21 protein-coding genes are annotated in these 26,512 nt (G+C 41.5%); 11 read left to right on the top strand and 10 right to left on the bottom strand.

Annotation, left to right across the window (positions count from 1 at the left end):
• The 7 genes from nit1 to PR683_RS12175 form a co-directional block, all read right to left on the bottom strand.
• A complete protein-coding gene (gene nit1 / locus PR683_RS12205; protein WP_004908231.1) occupies window positions 1-852 on the bottom strand; it encodes a deaminated glutathione amidase in 852 nt (283 codons plus the stop codon).
• Window positions 852-4,643, bottom strand: a complete 3,792-nt coding sequence (gene yhdP / locus PR683_RS12200) for an AsmA2 domain-containing protein YhdP (RefSeq protein WP_272581804.1) — start codon at window positions 4,641-4,643, stop codon at window positions 852-854. Before yhdP ends, nit1 begins: the two co-directional genes overlap by 1 nt.
• Before the next feature lie 13 nt (window positions 4,644-4,656).
• Window positions 4,657-6,126, bottom strand: a complete 1,470-nt coding sequence (gene rng, locus PR683_RS12195; protein ID WP_004908223.1) for a ribonuclease G — start codon at window positions 6,124-6,126, stop codon at window positions 4,657-4,659.
• The gene (locus PR683_RS12190; protein WP_109911673.1) at window positions 6,123-6,710 is read right to left on the bottom strand and encodes a Maf family protein; all 588 of its coding nucleotides are present in this window, start codon (window positions 6,708-6,710) and stop codon (window positions 6,123-6,125) included. The genes rng and PR683_RS12190 overlap by 4 nt, the downstream gene beginning before the upstream one ends.
• A gap of 35 nt (window positions 6,711-6,745) precedes the next feature.
• On the bottom strand, window positions 6,746-7,234 hold the full coding sequence (gene mreD / locus PR683_RS12185) for a rod shape-determining protein MreD (RefSeq protein ID WP_004908217.1): 489 nt from the start codon (window positions 7,232-7,234) through the stop codon (window positions 6,746-6,748).
• A 44-nt stretch (window positions 7,235-7,278) separates the two neighbouring features.
• Complete coding sequence (mreC, locus tag PR683_RS12180; RefSeq protein ID WP_109911672.1) at window positions 7,279-8,247, bottom strand: rod shape-determining protein MreC; 969 nt, start codon at window positions 8,245-8,247, stop codon at window positions 7,279-7,281.
• Window positions 8,248-8,332: 85 nt separating this feature from the next.
• Complete coding sequence (locus PR683_RS12175) at window positions 8,333-9,376, bottom strand: rod shape-determining protein (RefSeq protein WP_004908213.1); 1,044 nt, start codon at window positions 9,374-9,376, stop codon at window positions 8,333-8,335.
• A gap of 605 nt (window positions 9,377-9,981) precedes the next feature.
• Here PR683_RS12175 and acuI point away from each other — a divergent pair.
• The 9 genes from acuI to fis all read left to right on the top strand — a co-directional run bounded on the left by acuI (window position 9,982) and on the right by fis (window position 18,067).
• Window positions 9,982-10,965: an acrylyl-CoA reductase (NADPH) gene (gene acuI, locus PR683_RS12170; RefSeq protein ID WP_272581803.1), complete on the top strand. Its 984-nt coding sequence runs from the start codon at window positions 9,982-9,984 to the stop codon at window positions 10,963-10,965.
• 232 nt (window positions 10,966-11,197) lie between these two features.
• Entirely contained in the window at window positions 11,198-11,662 is a 465-nt protein-coding gene (aroQ, locus tag PR683_RS12165) for a type II 3-dehydroquinate dehydratase (protein WP_004908209.1), read from the top strand.
• Between the two features lie 18 nt (window positions 11,663-11,680).
• Complete coding sequence (gene accB, locus PR683_RS12160) at window positions 11,681-12,151, top strand: acetyl-CoA carboxylase biotin carboxyl carrier protein (protein WP_004908206.1); 471 nt, start codon at window positions 11,681-11,683, stop codon at window positions 12,149-12,151.
• A 12-nt stretch (window positions 12,152-12,163) separates the two neighbouring features.
• Window positions 12,164-13,510 (top strand): acetyl-CoA carboxylase biotin carboxylase subunit, encoded by a 1,347-nt coding sequence (accC, locus tag PR683_RS12155; protein WP_004908205.1) that lies wholly within the window; start codon window positions 12,164-12,166, stop codon window positions 13,508-13,510.
• Between the two features lie 176 nt (window positions 13,511-13,686).
• Entirely contained in the window at window positions 13,687-13,929 is a 243-nt protein-coding gene (locus PR683_RS12150) for a DUF997 family protein (RefSeq protein ID WP_004908202.1), read from the top strand.
• Window positions 13,919-15,379 carry a sodium/pantothenate symporter gene (panF, locus tag PR683_RS12145; RefSeq protein ID WP_004908200.1) on the top strand — a complete coding sequence of 487 codons (1,461 nt, stop codon included), beginning with the start codon at window positions 13,919-13,921 and terminating at the stop codon, window positions 15,377-15,379. The genes PR683_RS12150 and panF overlap by 11 nt, the downstream gene beginning before the upstream one ends.
• A gap of 198 nt (window positions 15,380-15,577) precedes the next feature.
• A complete protein-coding gene (gene prmA, locus PR683_RS12140; RefSeq protein ID WP_004908197.1) occupies window positions 15,578-16,462 on the top strand; it encodes a 50S ribosomal protein L11 methyltransferase in 885 nt (294 codons plus the stop codon).
• Between the two features lie 317 nt (window positions 16,463-16,779).
• Window positions 16,780-17,763, top strand: coding sequence for a tRNA dihydrouridine synthase DusB (gene dusB, locus PR683_RS12135; protein WP_004908195.1), 984 nt, complete (start codon window positions 16,780-16,782; stop codon window positions 17,761-17,763).
• Window positions 17,764-17,770: 7 nt separating this feature from the next.
• On the top strand, window positions 17,771-18,067 hold the full coding sequence (gene fis, locus PR683_RS12130) for a DNA-binding transcriptional regulator Fis (protein WP_004258438.1): 297 nt from the start codon (window positions 17,771-17,773) through the stop codon (window positions 18,065-18,067).
• A 64-nt stretch (window positions 18,068-18,131) separates the two neighbouring features.
• On the opposite strand, the gene PR683_RS12125 is transcribed toward fis, so the two are convergent.
• Window positions 18,132-19,682: a methyl-accepting chemotaxis protein gene (locus PR683_RS12125; RefSeq protein ID WP_109911670.1), complete on the bottom strand. Its 1,551-nt coding sequence runs from the start codon at window positions 19,680-19,682 to the stop codon at window positions 18,132-18,134.
• 474 nt (window positions 19,683-20,156) lie between these two features.
• Between PR683_RS12125 and PR683_RS12120 the strand changes: the two genes are divergently transcribed.
• Window positions 20,157-22,292: a TonB-dependent receptor gene (locus PR683_RS12120; RefSeq protein WP_272581802.1), complete on the top strand. Its 2,136-nt coding sequence runs from the start codon at window positions 20,157-20,159 to the stop codon at window positions 22,290-22,292.
• 20 nt (window positions 22,293-22,312) lie between these two features.
• Window positions 22,313-23,290, top strand: coding sequence for an energy transducer TonB (locus PR683_RS12115; RefSeq protein WP_272581801.1), 978 nt, complete (start codon window positions 22,313-22,315; stop codon window positions 23,288-23,290).
• Between the two features lie 91 nt (window positions 23,291-23,381).
• Here the strand turns inward: PR683_RS12115 and PR683_RS12110 are convergent, their stop codons facing one another.
• Together PR683_RS12110 and PR683_RS12105 are read right to left on the bottom strand one after the other, a co-directional pair.
• Complete coding sequence (locus PR683_RS12110; protein WP_238562689.1) at window positions 23,382-24,548, bottom strand: aromatic amino acid transporter; 1,167 nt, start codon at window positions 24,546-24,548, stop codon at window positions 23,382-23,384.
• Between the two features lie 144 nt (window positions 24,549-24,692).
• The gene (locus tag PR683_RS12105; RefSeq protein WP_004908186.1) at window positions 24,693-26,096 is read right to left on the bottom strand and encodes a tryptophanase; all 1,404 of its coding nucleotides are present in this window, start codon (window positions 26,094-26,096) and stop codon (window positions 24,693-24,695) included.
• Window positions 26,097-26,512: the final 416 nt, after the last annotated feature.

Here is a 26,512-nt window from a genome sequence, read left to right as displayed (position 1 = left end):
TTACTCTTTGGTTTCTTTTTTAATCAATGATGTCAATTGCGGTCTAAAACGGTTGTGTTTCACCACTTTTATTTGCTCGCGCATGACACTCAAGCTGTCTGTTTTAATATTCAGTACCGTAGAAGCGACGGCATCCACGTTCTTTTTCATCACTTTACCCCACCCATCAACCGCAAGGCTATGCCCCCACGTGCGACGTGTGCCGTGCACACCGACTTGAGCAGGTGCTAAAATATAGCATTGGTTTTCTATCGCACGAGCTCGTAATAACGGCTCCCAATGTGCTTGACCGGTGTAACGAGTAAATGCCGCTGGTACAGAGATAATTTCTGCACCTTGCTCACGTAATGCTTGGAATAAACCAGGAAAGCGTAAATCATAACAAATCGTCATACCAAGGCGACCCACCGGCGTATCAACAACGGTAATATGTTCACCACGCTGATAAATCACGGATTCGTTATAAGTGCCTTGTTCATCTTCGATATTGACATCAAACATATGAATTTTATCGTAGCGCGCTTTAATGTTTCCTTCAGCATCAAATAATAAGCTACTACTTGTAATACGTTCGGGATCTTCACGGCTAATCATTGGCATTGAGCCAATTAAAATCCAAACATGATAACGTTTGGCCATTGCGCTGATCGCTTTTTGCAAAGGGCCTTTTCCTTGCTCTTCCGCTTGTTTACGATAGGTCGCTGCATCTGCAAATAACAATGCGTTTTCAGGTGTCAGTACTAACTCAACAGTTTCTGGTAACTGTTTGATCTGTTGTTCGATTTGCGCCAAATTGTGTTTAGTATTATTTCCACTACATAACTGCAAAAGTGCAACGTTGCCATTTTTCATTACTCTTGAGTCTCCTTCAGTTGACGTAATACTTCATCAATTTTCGGCTCGTCCAAGCTACCTGTTACTCGGTAACGAATAACGGAAACTTTACTCCATAGTGGACCGAGCACTTTCGTTGCCGCAAATACGGCAGCGCCTGCAAATGGGTTTACCATAAACGCGGTTGCTACTCCTACTGTAGCAGATATTTCCGGTGTAATGACGGCTTCAACATTAATTTGGCGTTTAACGAGGTCAATTTGACCATTAAAAGCAATATCGGCAACTAAACCATCAACATAGGTATTTTTCGAAACCAGTACACCATTTTTAATGGTCGCATCACCTTTAATGGAATCAAAATCAAAGTCATCACTAAATGTATCGCTAAAATCAAATCGTAGTTTACGCAACAGCGCATCAAAGCTGACTAGACGCAATATTTGCCCTGCACGACCGCCCCCCATTTGTGCAATCGCTCCTTTACCCAATTTTGCAGACATTTTACCATTTAAAGAGGCAATATCTGGTGACCAAGGCAAATTAGCCCAATCTAAATCAAATTCAATAGTATAAGGTGATTGGATAATGGGAACCAATATACCAAAATACGCTGCTGTTTCGTCAAAAGCTTCGCCGGTCAATGAACCTGCAATTTGCGTTTTATTGCCGTTTTCGCTATTCCAAATAGCATCTAGCGTTAATTTCGTAACACTGTTATCTAGCGTGCCATCGGTCAGTTGCAATAACGTCCCTTTAGGTTGGATATTCGCACTAATTTCACCCAATTTCTGCCCAGCAACCCAACATTCTTTACAATGAAACTGCAATTGTGGCCATTGGCTAAAATCAAATTGTGTTGTGGCAAGGTCATTGATTTGAGCACTAGAGGAAGTGCTAGGGTTGTAATACAAATAATCAATAGCGACCTGCCAAGGCTGTGAAGCAAAGATTTGTAACGAGCCTTTTAGGTTTTCACTGTTGATACTGACCAACTGCTCAGGCCGTTGTAAATCATAAGAAAAGTTTACTGCGTTCCATTGCTGCCCAGCGAGGTAGATTGATGGAATATTGACCTGGAGCATATCCGGCAAGCCAATATTCATACCACCTTCGCGGCTATGGGATGACACTAGTAACCCAGCTAATTTCTCCCAGTTCATATCAGTAATCGCTGGCAAATCGACAATAAAAGCTGAGTTTTTAGGGAGTTCAGGAATACCGTCACGCCATTGGGCAATATGGGCTTTTAATAAACTCAGAGGTTTGTCACTCAATCCCCATTGAGTATTAAAACCAATGCGCTTACCGATATCACCACCAACCACCAACTGTTCTGTGGTTCCTTTTGCTTGAACATTAATTTGCCCAAGCTCTGCTAACAAAGCGTTATCAATAGCAGGTAGTTGGCTTTTCAGTTGTTTTAGCCCTGCGGTGACGTCTATTTGTAAACCAACGGGTTCTTTTGCCGTATTCGGAATGGTGATAGCGACTTGGCTTTTCCAGTCAGTGGTTCCTGATAATTTTTGTTTAATCTCAGCAGGTAACATTGCCAACTTATTCACCGCCCAGTTTCCGCTAATATTCACATCCACTAAATAATTTTTTGCTTGGTCAGTGGTAGTGAAATCGACAGTAATTGGCTGTTCAAACCAGTGTCCACGCAGGTTTTCACCGCGTAAATCTCCATTGTTAAACTCAAAGCTGCCCGTCAAAGCAGAAATAGTGCTATCAATTGGCTGAATATATAAATCGTTTTTATTGAGATTGACCTTTCCTTTGGCGACAACATCCTTACCCGCCACCAGTGGAATAGATAACCCTAACTGGCCATTAACAGTTCCCCCAATTTGTAACTCTTCAAGCGTATCGCCAATTGAGTGGTTCATCGGGGTATGCACAAAATATTGCTGGATTTGTTTTCCAGTTCCATTGATATCTGCATTGATATACAGCATTTCTTTAGTGTAATCAGGGATATTGGCATCAAGATTGGTTGCTGTGGCATCCGCCAGTTTTACCGTTGGTGCATGCATAAATAGCCCTGCACGCCTAAAGTCTAAATCCATATCTAAGTTCAATAATGCAGGCCATTCACTGTCATATTCGAATGTCGCATTACGCAGAGGGACATAAACTTGGAATTGCCCATCATTGTTATCGTATGGGAAATGAGCTGGATCACCTTTATAGACCAACGTCGCATTATCTACACTACCTGCGATAATGGCTTTCGTCAGGTAATCCGCCACATCTTGCCCCATTAATTTTTGTGGGAAATAACGCCACGCATCCCCTGCATCATCTAAACGAATTCCGGCAAGAATGGCGAGATCGGCATAATTTCCTTTTTTCGCTTTTGCGTAACGAAACTCACCATTTGCCCAAAGAGACTGAGCTTGTACCTCTAATGATGGGCTCCACAGTTTAAATTCACTGTCATTATTTACCCAATGGAACTGACCTGTTGCCGTCTTTATTAAAAAAGGAGCTTTAAATTCATCGCGATAGTCCACTTCACTATCTTGCAAGCTAACTGTGGCACTACCACTTTGCATGCCACCAATTAAAACACCCGAAAAATGATTAACTGAAGGCAACTCTTTCCATTTTTTCCAGCTGACATTTTGCCAATCCATGTTGATTTGTACGTTTTCAGGCATGTTTTGTGTGATATCAAGGGCAAATTCACTCACTACACCAGTTGGTTGGCGATGTTGCCAATCTTGTACCATTTCAGGTGTTAAAAAAGAAAATGTGGGCAAAACTTCGCTTAAACGTTCGAGTTCAATATCTTTAGCACGGATGCGCCAATGGTCATTATCTTGATATTTTTTGCTGGCAGGCAAATACAATACAGAGACGCTCCCTTGCGGCCAGATAAACTCATTGGTTTTCAAGGTATCAAGCTCAGGAATGTTAAATAACCACCCATTCCCCTGCCTTTTCATTCGCAAAAGCAAATCATTAACTTGTAGGTTTTGGGCTAATTCGCCCGTTCCCCAGTTAGCTTCGCCTTGTCGTAGTTGAATAAGGCCGCTGTCAATTCGATGATTTCTCAGGGTTACCCAAGAAGACAGGCTAAAATTGGCATCCCGCAATGAAGTATTGTCACGCAGCCAGCGGCTAAGCCATGGCTGCATATCAATATTATCCGCTTGTAGATAAAAAATACCGTCACTTAACACGCCGTTTTTATCTGACACATCAAGCTTTACTTGTAGATAGCCATGCTGCTTATTAATGGTTTCAAGACTCACAAAACCTTGAGCACGATGCCGTTCATTGTCATTCAGCCATGAAAGCTCGGGTAAAATCAGCGTTGTTTTTTGTTCAGAAGGTGTGAGGAAGGTTAATTGGCTTTCTTTTAATATAAAGTGGTCGAATTGCCGTAAAAATAGCTCTTCAATGCTATCTAAAGACTCGCCTTTCGCGGAGTCTCCAAGGCTTAAAGGAACTTTATAATCAACATTTAACTGATAGAAGGTTAAATCACGAAAGCGCCAGCGTAGAGAAAATAATGAGCTCCAGATATCTAATTCAACAGTAATGGTATTCGCGGTAACATCCGTAGTTTTACTCTGTAAAGCGACATCGGATAACGTCAGTACAGGGCCAAAAGATTGCCAAGCCCCTTCGATTTTACCAATTTGTACAGATACATCGGTCTTTTTTTCAACATAATCGACCAGATCTTGTCGATAGTTGTCAATATTTGGCAGAAGAAAACGCAGCCCTGACAGCACTAATGCACACAGCAATAATATAACCGCGGTCGTCACCAGTGCTACACGTGGCAGTCGTCTCACTCAAATCTCCTTATTACATCATTACGACGTCAAAACGTTCCTGACTGTAAAGAGGTTCAGTCTGAACTTTAACTTGCTTCCCAACAAAGATTTCAACTTCTGCAAGGGCATGTGATTCATCCCCTTTAAGGACATCAACCACCGCTTGGGATGCATAAACTAAGAACCTATCTGCATCGATAGTCCGGTGAACGCGAACTATTTCACGTAAAATTTCATAACAAACTGTTTCTACTGACTTAACGGTTCCACGCCCTTGGCAAGTTGGGCAGTCGTCGCATAACACATGTTCTAGGCTTTCTCTTGTGCGCTTACGCGTCATTTCAACTAAACCCAGTTGCGAAAAACCATTAATGGTGGTTTTGACTTTATCTTTGCTCAATGCCTGTTCTAATGATGCTAGCACACGGCGACGATGTTCAGGGTCAACCATGTCGATGAAGTCAATAATAATAATACCGCCTAAGTTACGTAAACGCAGTTGCCTTGCTATCGCTTGAGTCGCCTCGATATTAGTATTGAAGATGGTTTCTTCAAGATTACGATGACCAACAAATGCCCCAGTATTGATATCAATCGTCGTCATGGCTTCAGTTTGGTCGATAATCAAATAACCACCTGATTTTAGCTCCACTTTTCGATCCATGGCTCGCTGAATTTCGTTTTCAACGTCAAACAAGTCAAATATTGGCTGATTACCTTGATAAAGTTCGAGCTTAGCCGTCATTTCTGGTACATACTCTTCGATAAACTCTTGCAATTGAGTATAGGTCAAACGGGAGTCAACACGAATACGATCAAGATGAGCACCTGCAAAATCACGGATAATGCGGTAAGCAAGCGCTAATTCACCATAGATTTTTGTGCGAGTCACATTACGTTTTTTTCGTTCAATCACTTTCGCCCACAGGCGCTTTAAGAAGGCCGCATCCTGTTTAACTTCCTCTTCCCCGACCCCTTCTGCTGCCGTACGGATGATAAAACCACCATTTTCATCACAATACTGTGAAACACACTCTTTTAGGCGTTCTCTTTCAACTTCACTTTCAATGCGTTGAGAAACGCCTACATGGGAAGCTCCTGGCATAAAGACCAAATAGCGAGAAGGGAGAGTTATATCTGTAGTAAGGCGAGCGCCTTTGGTGCCAAGGGGGTCCTTGACGACTTGAACGATTAAATCTTGTCCTTGCTTAACGAGCTCAGCAATATCCCTGACATGAAAGTTTTTTTGTTCGTCACCCGCAATGCATTCCGTATGGGGCATAATATCCGAAGCATGCAAAAAGGCCGCTTTATCTAGACCAATATCAACAAAGGCCGCCTGCATCCCCGGTAAGACACGGCTCACGCGGCCTTTGTAAATATTCCCTACTAATCCTCTTTTTGCTTCTCGCTCAACATGAATTTCTTGTAATATCCCACCATCAATATAAGCAACGCGCGTTTCAGATGGTGTAATGTTCACTAATAGTTCCGCAGTCATGACTTCCCCTTACCATCACTTAACGCTAAAAATCGCTGAATTAGCTCGTCTGTTTCAACCAGTGGTAAACCAACAACCCCATGGTAGCTGCCATTGATTTTACGTATAAAACGCCCACCAATGCCTTGAATTCCATAAGCGCCAGCCTTATCCATTGGCTCTCCTGACTGTATATAATCCCGTATTTCGAGTAAAGATAACTCGCGGAATGTCACATCTGTCACAATTAATGACTGTATCGTCTGTTGACGGTTGGATAAGGCAATCGCCGTCATCACTTGATGAGTTTTTCCCGATAACGCACTTAGCATCTCTTCTGCATGCTGGCAATCGCGCGGTTTTTCCAAAATTTTGCCTGCAAGAACAACAATAGTATCAGCGCCCAAAACAGGTTGATTATCGGGTGCTATCGCAACACCAGCTAAAGATTTATCTCGTGCAAGACGTTGAACATAGTCTTGAGGCGTCTCCCCTTCCTGCCACAGCTCTTCTACCTCTGGACGTAAGATTTCAAAAGTATAATTAAGTTGCTGAACAAGTTCACGTCGACGGGGTGAGCCAGACGCAAGATAAATTAAACACATAAACTGTATTCCCAGTCAGAGTGACAACTAACATGCTAACATACTGAAAATTGCCGACGAGTTTTACGTAAAAGCAAAAATAGCCATGGCCATAGAATACCATTCACTAAGCTATTCCAAAATACTTGCGGATGGAATAATACTTGTGATGATAAAAATTCAGCCCAAAAAACAGCAAGATCCTGAATGATAGTCAGCAACATAATCACCAACGCTTGCTGCCACAGCGCCATATTACGCAACAACTGGTGCTTATAAGAGACGAGATAGCAAATAATGCTAAAAGAGAGGGCATGTACCCCCAGTGCTGAACCCTGAATGGAATCAACGATAATCCCTAAGATAAAGCTCGTGCCAACACTCACACGGTGTGGTAGCGCCATCACCCAATAAGTGAGAATCAACAGAAGCCATGATGGCCGGTAAAAGCTGAGTTGCTCCGGCCAAGGCATGACTTGCAAAATCAAGGCAATAAAAAACGATAACCAAATGATGGCGCGGCCATTTCCACGATACTCATCCATGCTAATTTACTCTCTTGCCCATAACCATACTGTGTTTCCTCTACTTATGGTTGTGACGTCGGAGCCATTGAGGGTGGCAATGGAGGCCCCTGAATTTCATTCGGGTTAGGTAATACTTGCGGCAATACTTTCATTAAGCGTTCATTTGCTGCCCGATAGACTTCCGAAGGCTGTAGTGGCGTTTTAGGGTCGTTATCATTTCCCCATAATAACAGAAGGTAACGTAAACGCTGCAATTCGGCGCTCGGCTTCGCGCTAATGATGGTATACGCTCGTTGTGTGTCGTGTTTTACGGCAGAGACCACCCCTACTGGATAACCTTCAGGGAAACGCCCCCCTAGCCCTGACGTGACAAGGACGTCACCAACACGAATATCGGTATTTTCAGGTAACGGTTCTAATTGGATATCATCAGCACATCCAGAACCGGCTGCAATCACACGAACATCATTACGTAATACTTGCACAGGCAATGCATGGGTAGTGTCACAAATTAGCAGGACACGGCTATTAAAATTACTTACCCCAACCACTTGGCCAACAACACCTTTATCACTAATAACAGGCTGCCCTTCATAAACGCCTTCATTACTGCCTTTATCTATAACCACTTGGTCACGATATGGCGTATTCGCGCCTGAAATAACTTGCGTTACCATCATGTGTTCATCTTGGCGAAGTGGTGAGCCAAGTAACTCCCTTAAGCGTGCATTTTCCTGCTTAAGTTGCTCTAAAAGCAAGTTGTCCGCTTTTTTCAGTAATAGCTCTTGTCGTAAGGCTTTGTTTTCGAATTGCAGTTGTTCTCTTGAAGAGAAACTTTCCGAAATATTATCTAGAAATTGGCGTGGGCCATTCGCTAAAAAATAGAATGGGCTAACCGCCGTGTCTAAGTAGTTACGGACTTTATTGAAAGGCTCAAAACGATGGTCAATCACCACCAGTACAAGTGCAATGATTACCGCAAAAAATATGCGTAACTGTAGGGATGGACCTCGCCTAAAAATTGGCTTCATGTGTGGCTAAGTTTCGCTAATGTCAGAGGAACAAAAAATAGTCAAAACAGTTGGAGAACCTCCCCAACCGTTTCTAAAAGGCCATTTAGTCTTCGCTAAACAGGTCGCCACCGTGCATATCAATCATTTCTAACGCTTTACCGCCGCCACGCGCGACACAAGTTAGTGGATCTTCTGCAACAATAACCGGGATACCCGTTTCTTCCATCAATAAGCGATCTAAATTACGAAGAAGCGCGCCACCACCCGTTAAGACCATACCGCGTTCTGAGATATCTGAGGCTAGTTCAGGAGGACACTGTTCAAGTGCTAGCATTACCGCACTGACAATTCCTGTCAGGGGTTCTTGCAATGCTTCTAAAATTTCATTGGAATTCATTTTAAATCCGCGAGGCACACCTTCAGCAAGGTTACGACCGCGAACTTCAATCTCGTAAACTTCATCGGTTGGGAAAGCAGAACCAATTCCATGTTTGATGCGTTCTGCTGTCGCTTCACCTATCAGCGAGCCGTAATTACGACGTACATAGTTAATGATAGACTCATCGAAACGGTCACCACCAATACGTACCGAAGAAGAGTAAACAACGCCATTTAAAGAAATAACAGCGACTTCTGTCGTACCACCACCAATATCAACAACCATTGAGCCTGTAGCTTCTGATACAGGTAACCCAGCACCAATAGCTGCAGCCATCGGCTCTTCAATTAAGAAGACTTCACGCGCACCCGCACTTAGCGCGGACTCACGAATGGCTTTACGCTCAACTTGTGTTGCACCAACAGGCACACAAACAAGGACTCGCGGACTAGGGCGTAAAAAACTGTTACTATGAACTTGTTTGATGAAGTGCTGTAACATTTTTTCAGTCAAGAAAAAGTCAGCGATAACACCGTCTTTCATTGGCCTGATTGCCGAAATATTGCCTGGTGTACGTCCCAGCATCTGCTTCGCTTCACCACCGACTGCAGCAACGCTTTTTGGCGATCCAGAGCGGTCTTGACGAATAGCAACTACAGAGGGTTCATTTAATTTTACGCCTTGTCCTTTGACATAAATAAGGGTATTGGCCGTACCCAAGTCAATAGACAGGTCATTAGAAAACATGCCACGAAATTTTTTAAACATAACGAAAGAGTTATCCTGCAAGCTGGGGACGAATTTAAACCCGTCTACTCTACCAACCACTTGAAGCTGCCTCAAGGCGTTAATGAGCTGCTTCTATAAATATGGTTAATTCATCTATTTTTCACGTACCGTACTGTACATGCTTCTTATGTAAACGAAGCAGATAAAAACCCCAAAAATAGATATTAATTGTATTCTTTACCTACAGGATAAAATTATACAGAAAAACATCTACTCTTTGGTTGTTATATACTCCATCTTTTTCTTCCCAGTGTGACAAGTTATTGGGGCAACAAGTTCAAATATTATTTAGTTCTTTTTATTATTGCTACACACTGGCTATTTCCAATACAAATTGGGTGAATTCGCTGGGTGTTCGCTCTATTATCTACCAAAAACGCGGCAAATTTATGTCAATACGCAAAATGAATCCGTCGAGATGCGATATTTTGCATGATAAAAGCCTATTTATGCCAGAAAAAAATTATTTTTTACAAATTAATTACAATATTAATAGCTTAAACACTGTCACTACGTCAATGAATTACCCGCAAATTTTAGGCACTTTTAAAGTACATATTTAATCATTTTATTAGGAGTGAAAGATGAAAGCTCTCATCCTGCAACAATCGGAAGATAAAATTATCTCTGGCATTCAACCTCTAACGACAGAAATGCTCCCGGCCGGTGATATTATAGTCGATATTCATTGGTCCACACTCAATTATAAAGATGGGTTAGCCATTTGTGGAAAGGCGGGAGTTGTTCGCCAATATCCGATGGTACCTGGTATCGATTTTTCAGGCGTGATCCACCACAGTGAAGACCCACGCTTCCAAGTTGGCCAACATGTGCTACTGACTGGATGGGGGGTTGGTGAAACGCATTGGGGGGGTTTAGCGTCTCAAGCAAGGGTTCCGGCTAAATATTTAACGCCTCTTCCAGAGAATTTATCTTTAAAGCAAGCGATGGTTATTGGCACTGCTGGCTTTACCGCTATGCTTTGCGTAAACGCTTTAGAAGAAGCGGGTGTGACGCCAGATAAAGGCGAAGTCATCGTGAGTGGCGCTAGCGGTGGTGTTGGTAGTACTGCCGTGCAATTACTGTCTCTACTGGGTTATGAGGTTGTCGCGATTTCAGGTCGAGAAGAAAACAGCAGTTACCTGCAAAGTTTAGGTGCCAAGAGAGTATTACCTCGCAGTGATTTCACTCACCCTGCTAAGCCATTAGACAAACAGCTATGGGCAGGGGCGATTGATACTGTAGGCGGTGAATTACTCGCCAATCTTCTTGCACAAACGCACTATAATGGTACTGTTGCTGCCTGCGGTTTAGCCGGTGGCTTCGACTTACCAACTAGCGTCATGCCATTCATTTTACGTAATGTCCGCCTACAAGGTGTGGATTCTGTTTACTACCCTGCTGCAAGTCGCGCTAAAGTATGGCAGCGCCTTGCAGATACTCTCCCCGCGGCTTTCTATGAGCAAGTCAGCAATGAGATTAAATTAGAAGATTCTGTCGAATATGCAAAAAAACTCTTAAAAAATGAAGTCACTGGGCGTACGCTAGTTAACCTACTAGCGGAGTAACGCATTTATTGCGGTACTCCCGCCTAAATAGGGATTACCGCACATTTTCAAAAATAAATTCGGGTAATTTCTCTGATAAGACCAGTATTTTGCTGCTATATGTCACGAAATAATTATAATGACGGACTTTGTCAGTAGAAAATCCATTTATTTTTATGATAAAAGATGACAAACGCTTAGCATCGCGTTATGTTGTCGGGCTATTGATAATATCGTCGGAGTTAGCAGCATAATGGCAGAAGATATTCACATTTTACTCTTGAATGGGCCAAACCTGAACCTGCTAGGTACACGGGAACCTGATAAATACGGCAACCAAACTCTTGCTGATATTGTATCCAAGCTCGAGGCAGAGGCAAACCCGCTAGGAGTAAAACTGAGTCATTTTCAGTCAAACGCAGAATTTGAACTCATCGATAAAATTCATGCTGCACGTCATGATGTTGATTTTATCCTCATCAATCCGGCTGCATTCACACATACCAGTGTTGCACTACGTGATGCATTACTCGCGGTGAGTATCCCGTTTATCGAGATCCACCTGTCTAATGTGCATGCTAGGGAATCATTTCGCCAACATTCTTATTTCTCCGATAAAGCTATCGGTGTAATTTGTGGTCTAGGTGCTGATGGTTATAGTTTTGCTTTACAGGCAGCGGTTAACCGTCTGCGCCTAATTAATTCAATCCAAATATAAGAGTACGGAATCATATCCATGGATATTCGTAAAATTAAAAAGCTGATCGAGCTGGTCGAAGAGTCTGGCATTTCTGAACTGGAAATTTCTGAAGGGGAAGAGTCAGTACGTATCAGCCGCGTTTCACCTGCTGCTCAGGTTATGGCTGCACCTCAACAGTATTACTCAGCACCGGTTGCACAACAACCTGCTCTGGCTAATGCAGTTGCACCATCTGAAGCAATGGTAGCGCCAGCTGCACCAGCCGCAGTTGCAGGTCACCAAGTTCGCTCACCAATGGTCGGTACTTTCTACCGCGCACCAAGCCCAGAAGCGAAGCCATTTGTCGAAGTTGGTCAAACGGTCAGCGTTGGTGATCCACTTTGCATCGTTGAAGCGATGAAAATGATGAACCAAATCGAAGCAGATAAAGCAGGCGTTGTTAAAGCCATTCTGTTGCAAAACGGTGATGCAGTAGAATTTGACGAGCCATTAGTTGTCATCGAATAACGAGGCGTTTCCATGCTGGAAAAAATTGTTATTGCTAACCGTGGAGAAATCGCATTACGTATTTTGCGTGCCTGTAAAGAACTTGGCATCAAAACAGTAGCGGTTCACTCTACGGCAGATAGCGATCTAAAACACGTGTTACTGGCTGATGAAACAATTTGTATCGGCCCAGCAGCATCAGCGAAAAGTTACTTAAATATCCCTGCGATTATCTCAGCAGCGGAAATTTCAGGTGCGCAAGCAATTCACCCAGGATATGGTTTCTTGGCTGAAAATGCAGATTTCGCAGAACAAGTTGAAAACTCAGGTTTTGTTTTTATCGGTCCAAAAGCTGAAACCATCCGCCTAATGGGTGATAAAGTTTCTGCCATTAACGCGATGAAAAAAGCCGGTGTACCTTGCGTTCCGGGTTCTGATGGCCCATTAGGGAACGACACTGAAAAAAATAAAGCCATCGCGAAACGTATCGGCTACCCTGTCATCATCAAAGCATCTGGTGGTGGTGGTGGTCGTGGTATGCGTGTGGTACGTAATGAGAAAGATTTAGAATCTTCTATCAACCTAACACGTGCTGAAGCGAAATCCGCTTTTAATAATGATATGGTTTACATGGAAAAATTCCTTGAAAACCCACGTCATATTGAAATTCAAGTCATGGCTGATGGCCAAGGCCATGCGGTTTACTTGGCTGAGCGTGACTGTTCAATGCAGCGTCGCCACCAAAAAGTGGTTGAAGAAGCACCAGCTCCAGGTATTACACCTGAAATTCGCCGCAATATCGGTGAGCGCTGTGCCAATGCGTGTATTGAAATCGGTTATCGCGGTGCAGGTACTTTCGAATTCTTATTTGAAAACGGTGAGTTCTACTTCATCGAAATGAATACCCGTATTCAAGTTGAGCACCCAGTCACTGAAATGATCACTGGTGTAGACTTGATTAAAGAGCAGCTGCGTGTTGCATCTGGGTTACCATTATCAGTTAAGCAGGAAGATATTGTGGTTCACGGCCATGCTGTGGAATGCCGTATCAACGCAGAAGACCCGAATACCTTCATCCCAAGTCCGGGCAAAATCACCCGTTTCCACTCTCCTGGTGGTTTTGGCGTACGTTGGGAATCTCATATTTACGCAGGCTACACTGTACCTCCGTATTATGACTCAATGATTGGTAAATTAATTACTTATGGTGAAACTCGTGAAATCGCTATTTCTCGTATGAAAAATGCGTTAAACGAACTTATCGTCGATGGTATTAAAACCAATATTGAACTGCACCAAATGATTATGAGCGATGAAAATTTCCAAAAAGGCGGAACTAACATCCACTATTTAGAGAAAAAACTGGGTATTGCTGAATAAGTCAGCGATAACCTGTTTAACTCATCGTTAATCGATACCGTAACGCGCTGCGTTACGGTATTTTTTTATGCTAAATACGCTTTATTGCACTTTTCTTCTGCTATTTTTCACACTCAGCCCACGGATTATCGTACAATTGCTGATTATTTTTTTATGGGAATGAAGGGGAATAACGGGTGGATAAACGTTTTCTTCAATCAAATAAAGAAGCACGCTGGTCATTTTATTTGACTATCGCCTATCTAGTCGGCTGGGTTATTAGTGCCTACCTGCCGGACAATACACTTGGAGTTACAGGGCTACCACTGTGGTTTGAATGGTCTTGTCTCATCTTACCCATCATTTTTATTTTGCTCTGCATTATGATGGTTAAACTGATTTTTAAAGACATCTCTCTGGAGGAGAATGATGCAGATTGAAGTTCTCCTGCCTCTCGTCGGCTACCTAGCTCTCGTCTTTTTGCTATCCATTTATGCATATAAAAAACGAACAAAAGGCGAGTTTTTAAATGAATACTTTTTAGGTAATCGTTCAATGGGCGGCTTTGTCCTTGCGATGACCATTACCGCTACCTATATTAGTGCGAGTTCTTTTATTGGTGGGCCGGGAGCTGCCTATAAATATGGCCTAGGTTGGGTGCTATTGGCGATGATCCAACTGCCTGCTATTTGGCTTTCTCTCGGCGTACTTGGTAAAAAATTTGCTATTTTGGCGCGTCGCTATAATGCCGTTACGCTCAACGATATGCTGTATGCACGCTACCAAAGCCGATTTTTAGTGTGGTTTGCCAGTGTTAGCCTGCTCATTGCCTTTTTTGGTGCCATGACAGTGCAATTTATTGGTGGTGCGCGCTTATTAGAAACAGCAGCAGGTATTCCATATACTTACGGGTTAATAATTTTTGGGGTTTCCATCGCACTCTACACCGCAATTGGTGGGTTTAGAGCTAGCGTATTAAATGACGCACTGCAAGGGCTAGTGATGCTATTAGGCACGGTGATCCTACTAGTGGCGATTATTTACCATGCCGGTGGTCTACCCTCTGCAATAGAAAAAATGCATAGCATAGACCCGAAATTGGTATCGCCTGAAGGTGCAGATGACATTTTAAGCGGGCCATTTTTAGCGTCATTTTGGGTTTTGGTCTGTTTTGGGGTGATAGGCTTACCTCACACCGCAGTACGTTGTATTTCATATAAAGACAGTAAAGCGGTTCACCGCGGCATTATTTTGGGAACTATCGTCATGGCAGTGCTGATGTTTGGTATGCACTTTGCAGGCGCTCTCGGTCGCGCAATTTTACCTGACCTCACGATCCCAGACCAAGTGATCCCGACCTTGATGGTACAAGTTCTGCCACCTTTCGCAGCAGGGATCTTCCTAGCGGCACCAATGGCTGCGATTATGTCGACGATCAACGCACAACTGCTGCAATCCTCAGCGACCATCGTAAAAGATATCTATCTGAACACTGTGCCAAAGCAAATCAAAAATGAAAAGCGTCTTGCGCGGATCTCTAGCCTTTCCACTTTGGTCTTAGGTGCGTTGCTTTTAGTTGCAGCATGGAACCCGCCTCAAATGATTATCTGGCTGAACTTACTGGCTTTTGGTGGTTTAGAAGCCGTTTTCTTGTGGCCATTAGTCCTCGGGCTCTATTGGGAAAAAGCCAATGGAACAGGTGCAATCAGTGGTATGGTCGTCGGTGGCGTCAGCTATGCCATATTGGCAAGTTTTAAAATTGAAATCATGGGCTTTCACGCTATCGTCCCATCACTGATTTTTAGTCTTATTGCCTTTTTTGTCGGTAATCTTTTTGGCAAAAATCCAGTACAATCACCAGCAAACGAACAGGTAACTAGCACTCACTGATTCCTATCTACTGATAGGTGAATTTGGCGTTACCTAATGTAAATGAACAAATGCAATGCTCTAGATAATTCGCGTCATAGATAGGCGGCAAACGAGCTAATCCCTAGGAGCATACACCAGTATGTGACTAGAGTTAGTGAGCGCAGCCAACAACGCTATGGCGTGAAGAATGACGAGCATTTTAGAAGAGAAAAAACAATGCCTTGGATACAAATAAGACTAAACTCAACTGCAAAAGATGCTGAAAACCTTGGCGATGAGTTAATCGAAACAGGGGCGGTATCCGTCACTTTTCAAGATAGCCATGACACACCCGTGTTTGAGCCACTTCCAGGGGAAACACGTCTTTGGGGTGATACCGATGTTATCGGGCTCTACGATGCAGAAACCGACATGAAACTTGTCGTCGCTCAACTAGAAAATAGTCCTCTACTGGGCACGGGTTTTATCCATAAAATCGAACAATTAGAAGACAAAGATTGGGAAAGAGAGTGGATGGATAATTTTCATCCAATGCGCTTTGGAGAACGTTTATGGATCTGCCCAAGCTGGCGTGATGTACCCGATCCAACAGCGGTTAATGTGATGTTAGATCCTGGTCTCGCCTTTGGTACTGGAACACATCCAACCACCTCATTATGTCTTCAATGGTTAGACGGCCTTGATCTCGAAGGTAAAACCGTGATCGACTTTGGTTGTGGATCCGGAATTTTAGCGATCGCTGCATTAAAATTAGGTGCCGCTCATGCGATTGGGATCGACATCGACCCCCAAGCTATCACCGCAAGCCGCGATAATGCGCAACGTAACGGTGTTTCAGAGCGTTTATCTCTATACTTACCGAAAGACCAACCTAATGACTTACAAGCCGATGTCGTGGTTGCTAACATCCTTGCTGGCCCATTACGCGAACTTGCCCCTATGATTAGTGTACTACCACGTCCGGGTGGGTTATTAGGTCTTTCTGGTGTACTCGCCAGTCAAGCTGAAAGTGTTGCGGATGCATACCGTTCAACTTTTGACATTGACCCTGTCGCTGAAAAAGAAGAATGGTGCCGGATTACGGGTGTCAAGCATTTTTAGTGATTTTTTTTATTAAAATCAGAGAATAATTTCTTTGAAAACAACGCCAGAATAGATTATCTTATAGCTCAAATATTGCTCAATAGCTGGCGATAATCTGTTCTGCACGAGATTTGAACAGCACAACAGTTATTTTAATAAATCGTTATGGAACCAACTTAACTATTTGTTAAATATAACTAATTTTATAATTGCAAACCTGCAAGATAAAAAAATTAGTGATAAATAACCGTTTGCTCAAAGTTTGTCCTTTCATATCTCGTAAAAAATGCGTAATATACGCGCCCTTGCAGTCACAGTATGGCCCCCATTTAGTTATGCGAATCGGACAATATCAGTTGAGAAACTGCCTTATTGCTGCCCCCATGGCAGGCATTACAGATAAACCGTTTAGGTCACTCTGTTATGACATGGGTGCTGGGATGACAGTATCAGAGATGCTTTCTTCTAATCCTCAAGTTTGGAAGACCGACAAATCTAGACTCAGAATGGTTCATCGCGATGAACTTGGGGTTCGTTCAGTGCAAATAGCTGGCAATGATCCCGATGAAATGGCTGCCGCGGCTCAAATCAACGTTGAGAGTGGCGCTCAAATCATCGATATCAACATGGGCTGTCCAGCTAAAAAAGTGAATCGTAAGCTTGCAGGCTCGGCACTGCTACGCTACCCAGAAATCGTGAAATCGATTCTTGAAGGTGTCGTCAAAGCAGTGGATGTGCCAGTTACCCTTAAGATCCGCACAGGCTGGTCACCTGAAGAGCGAAACTGCATAGAGATTGCCAAATTGGCCGAAGATTGCGGCATTCAAGCTCTCACTATTCATGGCAGAACTAGAGCCTGTCTGTTTAATGGGGAAGCTGAATATGACAATATTCGGGCAGTTAAGCAGACTGTTACCATTCCGGTTATTGCCAATGGCGACATTACTGACCCGCTAAAAGCCAGAGCTGTTTTAGACTACACAGGGGCGGATGCCTTGATGGTAGGCAGAGCGGCTCAGGGAAGACCCTGGATCTTCCGGGAAATCCAGCATTATCTGGACACAGGTGAAATATTGCCACCGATGCCTATGGCAGAGGTACAACGTATTATGCTAGCGCATGTACAGGAATTGCACGACTTCTATGGTCAAGGCAAAGGAGCCCGTATTGCGCGCAAACATGTTTCTTGGTACTTGAAAGAACATGCACCTGATGACCAGTTTCGGCGCTCATTCAACACCATTGAGGATGCCAGCGAACAGCTGGAGGTGTTGGAGGCATTTTTTGAAAATTTTTGCGTAAATAAAGATAAGAGCTGACAGAACTATGTTCGAACAACGCGTAAATTCTGACGTACTAACCGTTGCTACTGTAAATTCACAAGATCAAGTAACTCAAAAACCGTTACGTGACTCAGTCAAGCAAGCACTGAAGAACTATTTTGCTCAATTAAATAATCAAGATGTTAATGATTTATATGAGCTGGTATTGGCTGAAGTAGAACAGCCTTTGTTGGACATGGTTATGCAATATACCCGTGGAAACCAGACCCGTGCAGCCCTGATGATGGGTATCAACCGCGGCACTCTGCGTAAGAAACTGAAAAAATACGGCATGAACTAATCCTAGTCGGTTAATGCAGTATTTTTGTGAGCCCTCACTGTAATCCAGTGAGGGCTTTTTATTATCAAGCCGCAGATAGATTAAACTTCTGAACCGCTTGTTGTAGGTCTTGAGTTTGCTGTGCTAATGAGTTGGCTGCTGTAGCCACTTGCTCAACTAAAGAGGCATTTTGCTGTGTAACACCGTCCATCTGTGTAATAGCGACCCCAACTTGGGCGATCCCTTTGCTCTGCTCTTCTGAAGCTACGGTGATTTGCTCCATAATTGCTGTCACCTCATTAATTCCTTGTAAAATATGCTCCATCGTTTTGCCCATCTCGTTCACTAAACCAGTTCCTTTTTGTACACAAGTTCCTGAGTCTGCAATTAACCGTTCAATTTCCATCGCTGCTTCTGCACTGTGGCTCGCTAACTTACGCACCTCTGCAGCGACCACCATGAAACCGCGCCCATGCACACCTGCACGAGCCGCTTCGATAGAAGCATTGAGCGCTAAGATATTAGTTTGGAAACTGATATCGTTAATCATGTTGATGATATCTGCGATTTTTTGTGAACTTTGGGATATTTCACTCATAGTAACGACAACTGAATCAACAATGCTATTCCCTTTATTCGCGACCACGAACGCTTCACCGACTAGCTGATTAGCTTGAAGTGTGTTTTCCATATTCAGTTGAACTGCTGCTGTAATTTCCTCCATACTCGCTGCCGTCTCTTCTAACGCAGCGGCCTGCTCTTCGGTTCGAGATGAAAGGTCGCTATTACCGTTTGAAATTTCACTTGCCCCCAAATAAATATTGTCACTTCCTTGTCGGATTGTATTGACCGATTCACTTAAATCTTTTCTCATCCCTTCAAGTATTGGAAATAATTTTCCTACACAGCTATTTCCGAATGACTGTACAGGATGGCTTAAATCACCTTTTGCGATATCAATAAAATGCTGTCTCAGTAAACCTAGTGGTTTTTGCATCATTTCTGCCATATAGCGATCCGTAAAAATGAGCATGAAGATCCCTAATATTGCAGTGATGATCATAACCATTCGCGTAATATCCATCACGTTATCAACATGATTTCGAGCTTGGCTAATCAACTCTTCTGCTGTCTGGTTGAATTTTTGAATTGAAGAACCAAACGCTCGGCTCAATGCGGGAGTGATATTATGGGCGTGGGACAAATATTTATTGGTATCACTTTCCATACTAAGGGCTAATTGAGGCTTTACCCCATCATCAAGTAGTGCTTGCCAGCTGCTAATTACCTGCTCTGCAATTTCAGGAGTCATTGGCCCTGGGGAAATCAATTTCATCTGCTCTAAATATTTTTCCATATTGGACATTGCCTCTTTGACGGGGCCATAGTCCACTGTTTTTCCTTCACTTTTACTTTCCATTACCCGGGTTAACCGTGTAACAAAACGGAAATATTGGTCATTTCCCTGACTGATCACCGTCATTTGTTGTACTAATTGCCTATCAATATCGTTTCCATCAGCAATGCGTGATAGTGACCAACCACTATATACATTCGTTCCCCCCAAGATCAGACACAAAATACTTAACAATACGAAGACCACAGTGCGAATTGAGTAATTTCGAAGTTTCTGCATAGAATTTCTCTTTTGGTGGGATAATCTGACAATATTTAACTTTATCGGCGTTATAGGAAAATATTTTAACCGCTAGATTTGGTTGTTCTTTATCCTAAATAGGTAAAAATACTTATATTTCAAGGGGGTTACTATTTGATTTTGGGAATCAGAGAAAATTAAAAATTTGAGATTAATGTGAGTAATTTGAAGTAGATCGCTAAATACAAGAATCCAACCTGAGTAAATGAACCATCTCGAATACTATTTTCATGTCTATCCTGACGTAAAAGCTACCATCCCCTCAGTAACATATACCCCCTAAGTCAACAATTTATTTCCACTTAAATCAAATAATTAGACATAGAATAAATTGGTTTAAATTAATTGATCTTGAAATTAATAATAATATAATAAGATTGATTATCATTTGCATTATCATTACAAAAAGGCAAACCGACTCCAATGAAAAACATTTCCTCCGTTGGAAACAATATGGTTAAATTTAAGCCAGATTTTATTTGTTTCATTATTTTATCAACACTTTCTTTTACAACTCATGCAGCCAATAAAGAGCTTAAATCATCGCAGCTTCAAGATGCTACCGATGCAATTGAGCTACAAGATAGTTATGCAAGGCCTGACTACTTTGAAATAGAACGTTTACGAGATACCAAGCAAATTATTGTTATTTCAAAAGAAGATATTCAAGGTAAAGGAAATCGCACAATCTCTGATGTGCTTAAATCCGTTCCTGGTATTAGTGTCGATACCTCTGGGCAAGGTAATATAGACTTGCGAGGACAAGGGGCTGAAATCTCACAACGTAACCTACAAGTATTACTTGATGGGGCTCCAATTACCACATTAGCAAATCACCCTTACACCACTAACTACGATATTATTCCCGTTGAACAACTTGAGCGTATTGAAATCATTCCCGGTGGTGGAAGCGTTATTTACGGCTCAGGGACTGCAGGTGGAGTCATTAATATCACGTCTAACCTGAGAAGTATGGCTAATCCCAAAACAAGTGTTTTATCTGAATGGAACTCAGAAGGATACCGTTTAAATGCTAATTTGGGAGTGCGGGTTAATGATAAATTTTCAATTTTAGGCACAGCCAGTAAACTAAATCGTGACCTTTACTATAAAGATACCTACCGTAATTCAGAATATTATTCATTAGGTGGAAGATGGGATCTCACTTCAGATCAAAGCCTGATGTTGCGAGGAAGCCATCTCACTGAAAGTTCCCAATACGTAAAAACGCTCACATCACGTAATATCAAAAAGTATGGTAAAGACTACGTTCCACCAGACAAAACCGTCACTGTCGGTATTGATGAAAATGGTAAGTTAATTAAAAAAACAATCAGCGGTTATTTGACTGGTGACCGCGAGGTCGATAGCTATAATTTAAGTTACCAAAATGCATTTACGGATAAACTCAATTTTGCTACTGATGTTTTCTACACTGATGGTTTTTATACTAATAATGCCAACTGGGAACAAAAAGTTAATCAAAAAAGCCACGGAACAAAAATCAAATTAGATATCGGCTATCTTGATGATAGTAACCTACTTTTGGGCATAGATTATTCCAAACAAAAGGCTTCTATTCATTATATTGGAAGCTATAAAAAGGACAGTAAAGGCCGATATTATGGGGTTCCTCATAATTTCGATTATGATAAAACCACAAAGGCAATTTATGTCCTTAACAGCCTGAAATCAGATCAATTTGTTTTTACTCAAGGGCTAAGACGTGAATTGGCGGAATGGTCATTTGATAAAAGCGGTACGGTAAATGGATCAGGTACTTCAGACCGTTGGAATACCGCTGCAGAACTTTCTCTTGCTTACCTTTATCGCGATACAGGTCGAGTTTATGGGCGATATGAACGAGGCTACACCCTTCCCGATGGCTTGCAAATCAGTGACCAATCGGTCGTTAATGGTGAAAAAATTTACACGCCGACTAAGGCAGAAGATGAGAAATATGACTTATTTGAGGTCGGCTTAAGAGATAAATTAGCGTTTAGTACTGTCAATGTCACGTTCTGGACATCCAATACAAATAATCAGTTAAATCGCATTTATCTCACTAGCGTCAATGATGCGAAGACAATGAATTTGTTAAAAACTCGCCGCTGGGGAGCCGATGTTGACTTCCAGCAAACGCTCGGTGATTTCACCTTCCAAGAATCATATTCATGGCTCAGAGGACGTTCTGATTATAACAACCATGGCCGCCAATTCTTGGAAGAAAACGGCAAAAACACCATTGATTACACGAAAAGTGGTTTAACTAAAGTGCCAGAGCACTCCGTTAAACTAAAAGTAAAATACGACTTTACTGAGGATTTATCAGGAGATATTCAGTACACCTATTATGGTTCGTACAATAACTTCCTTTCTGATGCCAATAAAGAAGAAGATGGCGTTGTTAAATCACGTGAGCTCATTGACCTGAGTGTTCGTTACACACCGATTGAACACATTGAATTATATGGTGGAGTCACTAACTTAATGAATAAAACTTACTACGACTATGTTACTGCAGGCTACGGCTCATTGATTCCTGGAAATGAGCGCTCATTCTTTGCAGGTATCAAAGCCACCTATTGATTTAAACAGGAAATGTTTCAGTGACTATAAACCCGTTTTTTCGTTATAAACTTGCTTTAGCACTGTCACTCGTTATCCATATCATTGCCATTATGTTTATCGCCCTACAAGCAGGTAGGGCGGTACCTATGGTCGAAGGTGAGGAAACGATAACGCTATCTCTAGGGGGACCAATGGGCTCCGCTGGGGGCTCAGGAGAACAGAGTAGTAAGAGACAAGCGCAATTACAAGAAGTTATATCAGAATCCTCCTCGAAGGCTGAAGCTGCTTCGCAATTGAAGCAGCTTAGCAAGTCTCAACCTAATGAAAGTAAAATACCCTCAAAAACCCAACTTAAAAATTCATTAACTCCTGTTAATGTCCCCGTTGATAATACAATTGAATCACCTTTGCTCACACAGAAAACCAAAGTAAATATAAAACCGGAGATCAGTCAGCCCGTACAAGGAAAAAAACAAGAAAAACAAAGTAAATTACTGAACAATGACACTCGAAATAACACAGAAAATCAGCTTATTGCCAATAAAATAAGCCATGAAACACAGCAAGACTCACTAGAAACAGCTAAAGAAACACCATCCAATTCAGCGGCTAAAAATCATTCTTCCACCACCTCATCAACTTCAGAAAGTAGTCAAGGTGGTAAAGGGAATAATATATTATCGGGTAATAACCAATTCGCTGCTAATGGTGATGGAAGTTATACCGCACTCGGTTCGAGTGGTATTTCCTATACAATTTTACAGGATGCGACCCCTAAGTATCCAAAAGAGGCTCGCTCCTTAGGCTATACAAAAGTGGTTAAAGTACAAATTCGGTTATTAGTTGGATTAGATGGCCAAGTTGAATCCGTTGAAATATTAAACAACAAGATCCCTGATTTAGGTTTTAAAGAAGAAGCGGTGAAAGCGATTAAAAAAATGACCTTTAAACCCATTATTTATCAAGGACAAAATATTAAAATGTACTTTAAAAAAACGGTCATATTTCAATACTAGCTTACAGTCAGCCATATTGTTGGACAGAAAAAAGGTACAGCGAACCCTCACTGTACCTTTGCAGTTATTTTACAGCTTGTATTTTGAAAAATTAACGGTATATCGGTAACAAATTAAACTGCGCTAACAATTGGCAAATAATACCAAAGACACCAAAAGCGATTACGGCATAGATTAACCCCTTTCCGCCCCACACTTTAAATTTAGATTCAGGAAAACGCTCTCTTACCTTTAATGCCATAACTGCAGGGCAAATAATCGCCCATATACATGCCGCCATACCTGCATAAGCTATTGCGATCAAAAAACCATTTGGGAATAACATGCAAAGAATAAGAGGAGGCAAGAAGCATAATAATGCAGATTTCATTCTACCTGATGGGTTATCTTTAAAATTTAGCGAAGCAAGAATGTAATCAAATAACCCAATTGCGACACCTAAGAATGAACAGAATACAGCACTAATAGAAAACCACAGTAAGAATGTCGCAATATTTTTGCTATTCAGCACTGCATATAATGATTCAATAAATGCGTCTAAATTACCGCCTTTATTAATAATTGTTAAAAACTCTGCCCGTGGTAGATTTCCCATTGTCCCCATGATCCAAAGAAAATAGAGAACCAGTGCTAATACACAACCGATAACACAACTCTTAACAACCTTTCTTTCATTCTCATGATAAAGCTTATATAGACTACAAACATTCCCATGATAACCAAAAGAAGTAATTGCATAGGGGATAATAATAAAGACAAAAGGTAGCAATGCTGTTTGTCCGCCCTCAACCGGTGAAGTTAATAACAAATCTGTTTTTACAATAAAAAATAACCCAGAGAAAGCCAAAATAAATAAAACTATTTTAATAAATAAAAATAATGATGTTAAACGGCTTGCTCCAACACCACTCCACCAAATACTCGCACCTAATATTAATGTAAAGATAATAAATATTAACCTTAAGTTGATGTTGTATCCATAAATGGCGGCGGCTTCTTTAATCACTGAACCTGCGGCTGATATATAGGCATATATTAATATGTAGAGTACAAATATTAATGCCATATTAGCTATATAGCATGCCCATTTTGGTAATAATTCTTTAGATATGAAAAAGTAATTCGTTCCTGATCCATATTTCGATATACATTCTAAAATATAAATCCCTGAATGAAACATAAAAAAGCAAACAACTAACAAGATAACTACAGAGTTAATAAACCAAGCTCCAGCCATAATAGTGGGCAAACTAAACATACCCGCCCCTATCATGGCACCGCCTAGCACAAAACCCCCTACCATTATGGAGGGTTCTTTTTTGGCTGCCGAATTATTCATGGTGTTTACCTTAAGAATAAGGATGAGGTTCCCGCATTGCACGGGAACCATAAGAACGACCTATTATTTAATTGGTTTTAATCTTGCAGTAAAGTGCCTTAATACTGGTGGTTCATATTCGAAATCAAGACCTTTCAGAGTTGCGAATTTATCTTTTAACCCAATGAGAGCATCTGCAATGTAATCCATATGGTCATTGGTATATACGCGTCTCGCAATAGTTAATCGCATAAATTCCATGTCTGCATGTTTTTGTTTGCCCGTTTCAGGATCACGGCCTAATAAGAATGAACCAATTTCAACCGCACGAACACCAGACTCCAAATAAAGTGCGTTTATAACAGCTTGCGCAGGGAATTGGTCACCTGGAATATGTGGAACCAGTTTTTTACAGTCGACGAATACTGCGTGCCCGCCTGTAGGATATTGAATTGAAATACCACCTTCGCGTAAGCGGTCGCCTAAGTATTTAACTTGCCCTATACGATAATGCAGATATTCTTCACCAGCCCCTTCTTCAAGACCCTGTACCATTGCGGCCATATCACGACCCGCTAAGCCACCATAGGTCACGAACCCCTCCATTGGAACACAGCGTTGTCTTGCCAGTGTGAAGATTTTTTCGTCATTTTTAATACAAACCAACCCGCCGATATTTAATAGTGGGTCTTTTTTCGCTGACATCGTTAATGCATCAGCATACTTGTACATATCAAGAATAATTTCTTTAATTGTCGAATTTTTATATTTAGGATCACGCTCTTTAATAAAATACGCATTTTCACAAAAACGAGCCGAGTCCATGACAACAAAGATATTATGTTGTTTAGCAATCTCATAAACTTCTTTCAAATTCGCCATTGATACTGGCTGACCGCCCGCACTATTACAAGTTACAGTAGATACAATTGCAACAACGTTTTCTGCACCATGCTCAGCAATATTATCTTTTAATTTTTGGATATCAAAATTGCCTTTCCAATCATCATAAGTATCCGAGTCATAGGCTTTTTCGGTAACAATATTAATTGCCTTACAACCGTTTAATTCAACGTGTGCTGCTGTTGTATCAAAGTGGAAATTAGAAATAAATACCGGTTTTTTAGCACCGCCTTGTTCCTGTTTTACTTTCAATAAAACAGGGAATAACATATTTTCAGCACCGCGACCTTGGTGAGCAGGAATGACATAATCATAGTCAAACATCTCTTTCACTTTATCTTTTAAATCATAATAGTTACGAGATCCTGCGTACGCTTCATCACCAGTAATCATTGCTGCCCACTGGTGGTCACTCATCGCATTAGTACCTGAGTCAGTTAATAAATCAATATAAACCGCACTGCTTGGTAGTAAAAATGGGTTATATCCTGCTTCTTTTAACGCCGCTTCGCGTTCTTCTCTTGATGGAATACGGATATTTTCTACCATTTTAATACGGAATGGTTCTACGATTCTTTTAGCCATGATAATACCTTTAATTTTTCATTAAATAATAGAGATTTAACCCATAGTGAAATAAGTTAAAAAAACTTTAAGAAAGGAAAATAGAAAGGTTATTTATTTGGGAAAAAGAAGGCTAAAGAGATATCAATATTGAACCATTTCTTCATATAGAAGAAATACCTTGAAATAAGAGATTCGTTTAACAAGAACATACTATGACTCCTATCAACGAGGAATTAGTACAACCGACAACTATTATATATATAACAGTTGTATTACTAAAGTAATCGCTATTGTCATAATATTGTACCTCTATCACATTATTAGTAAGAGAGGCTGGAACAACTTGACTCAAGTCACAGTCTTAATTTATTTATTAAATAAGAGTTTAATTTTATTAAGTTTAGTTTAACTACATTAGTAAAAAATACATATAC

Origin of the sequence: Providencia sp. PROV269 (genome assembly GCF_028477785.1) — a bacterium.
Classification (GTDB): domain Bacteria; phylum Pseudomonadota; class Gammaproteobacteria; order Enterobacterales; family Enterobacteriaceae; genus Providencia; species Providencia rettgeri.
This window is presented reverse-complemented; position numbering and strand designations above follow the sequence as displayed.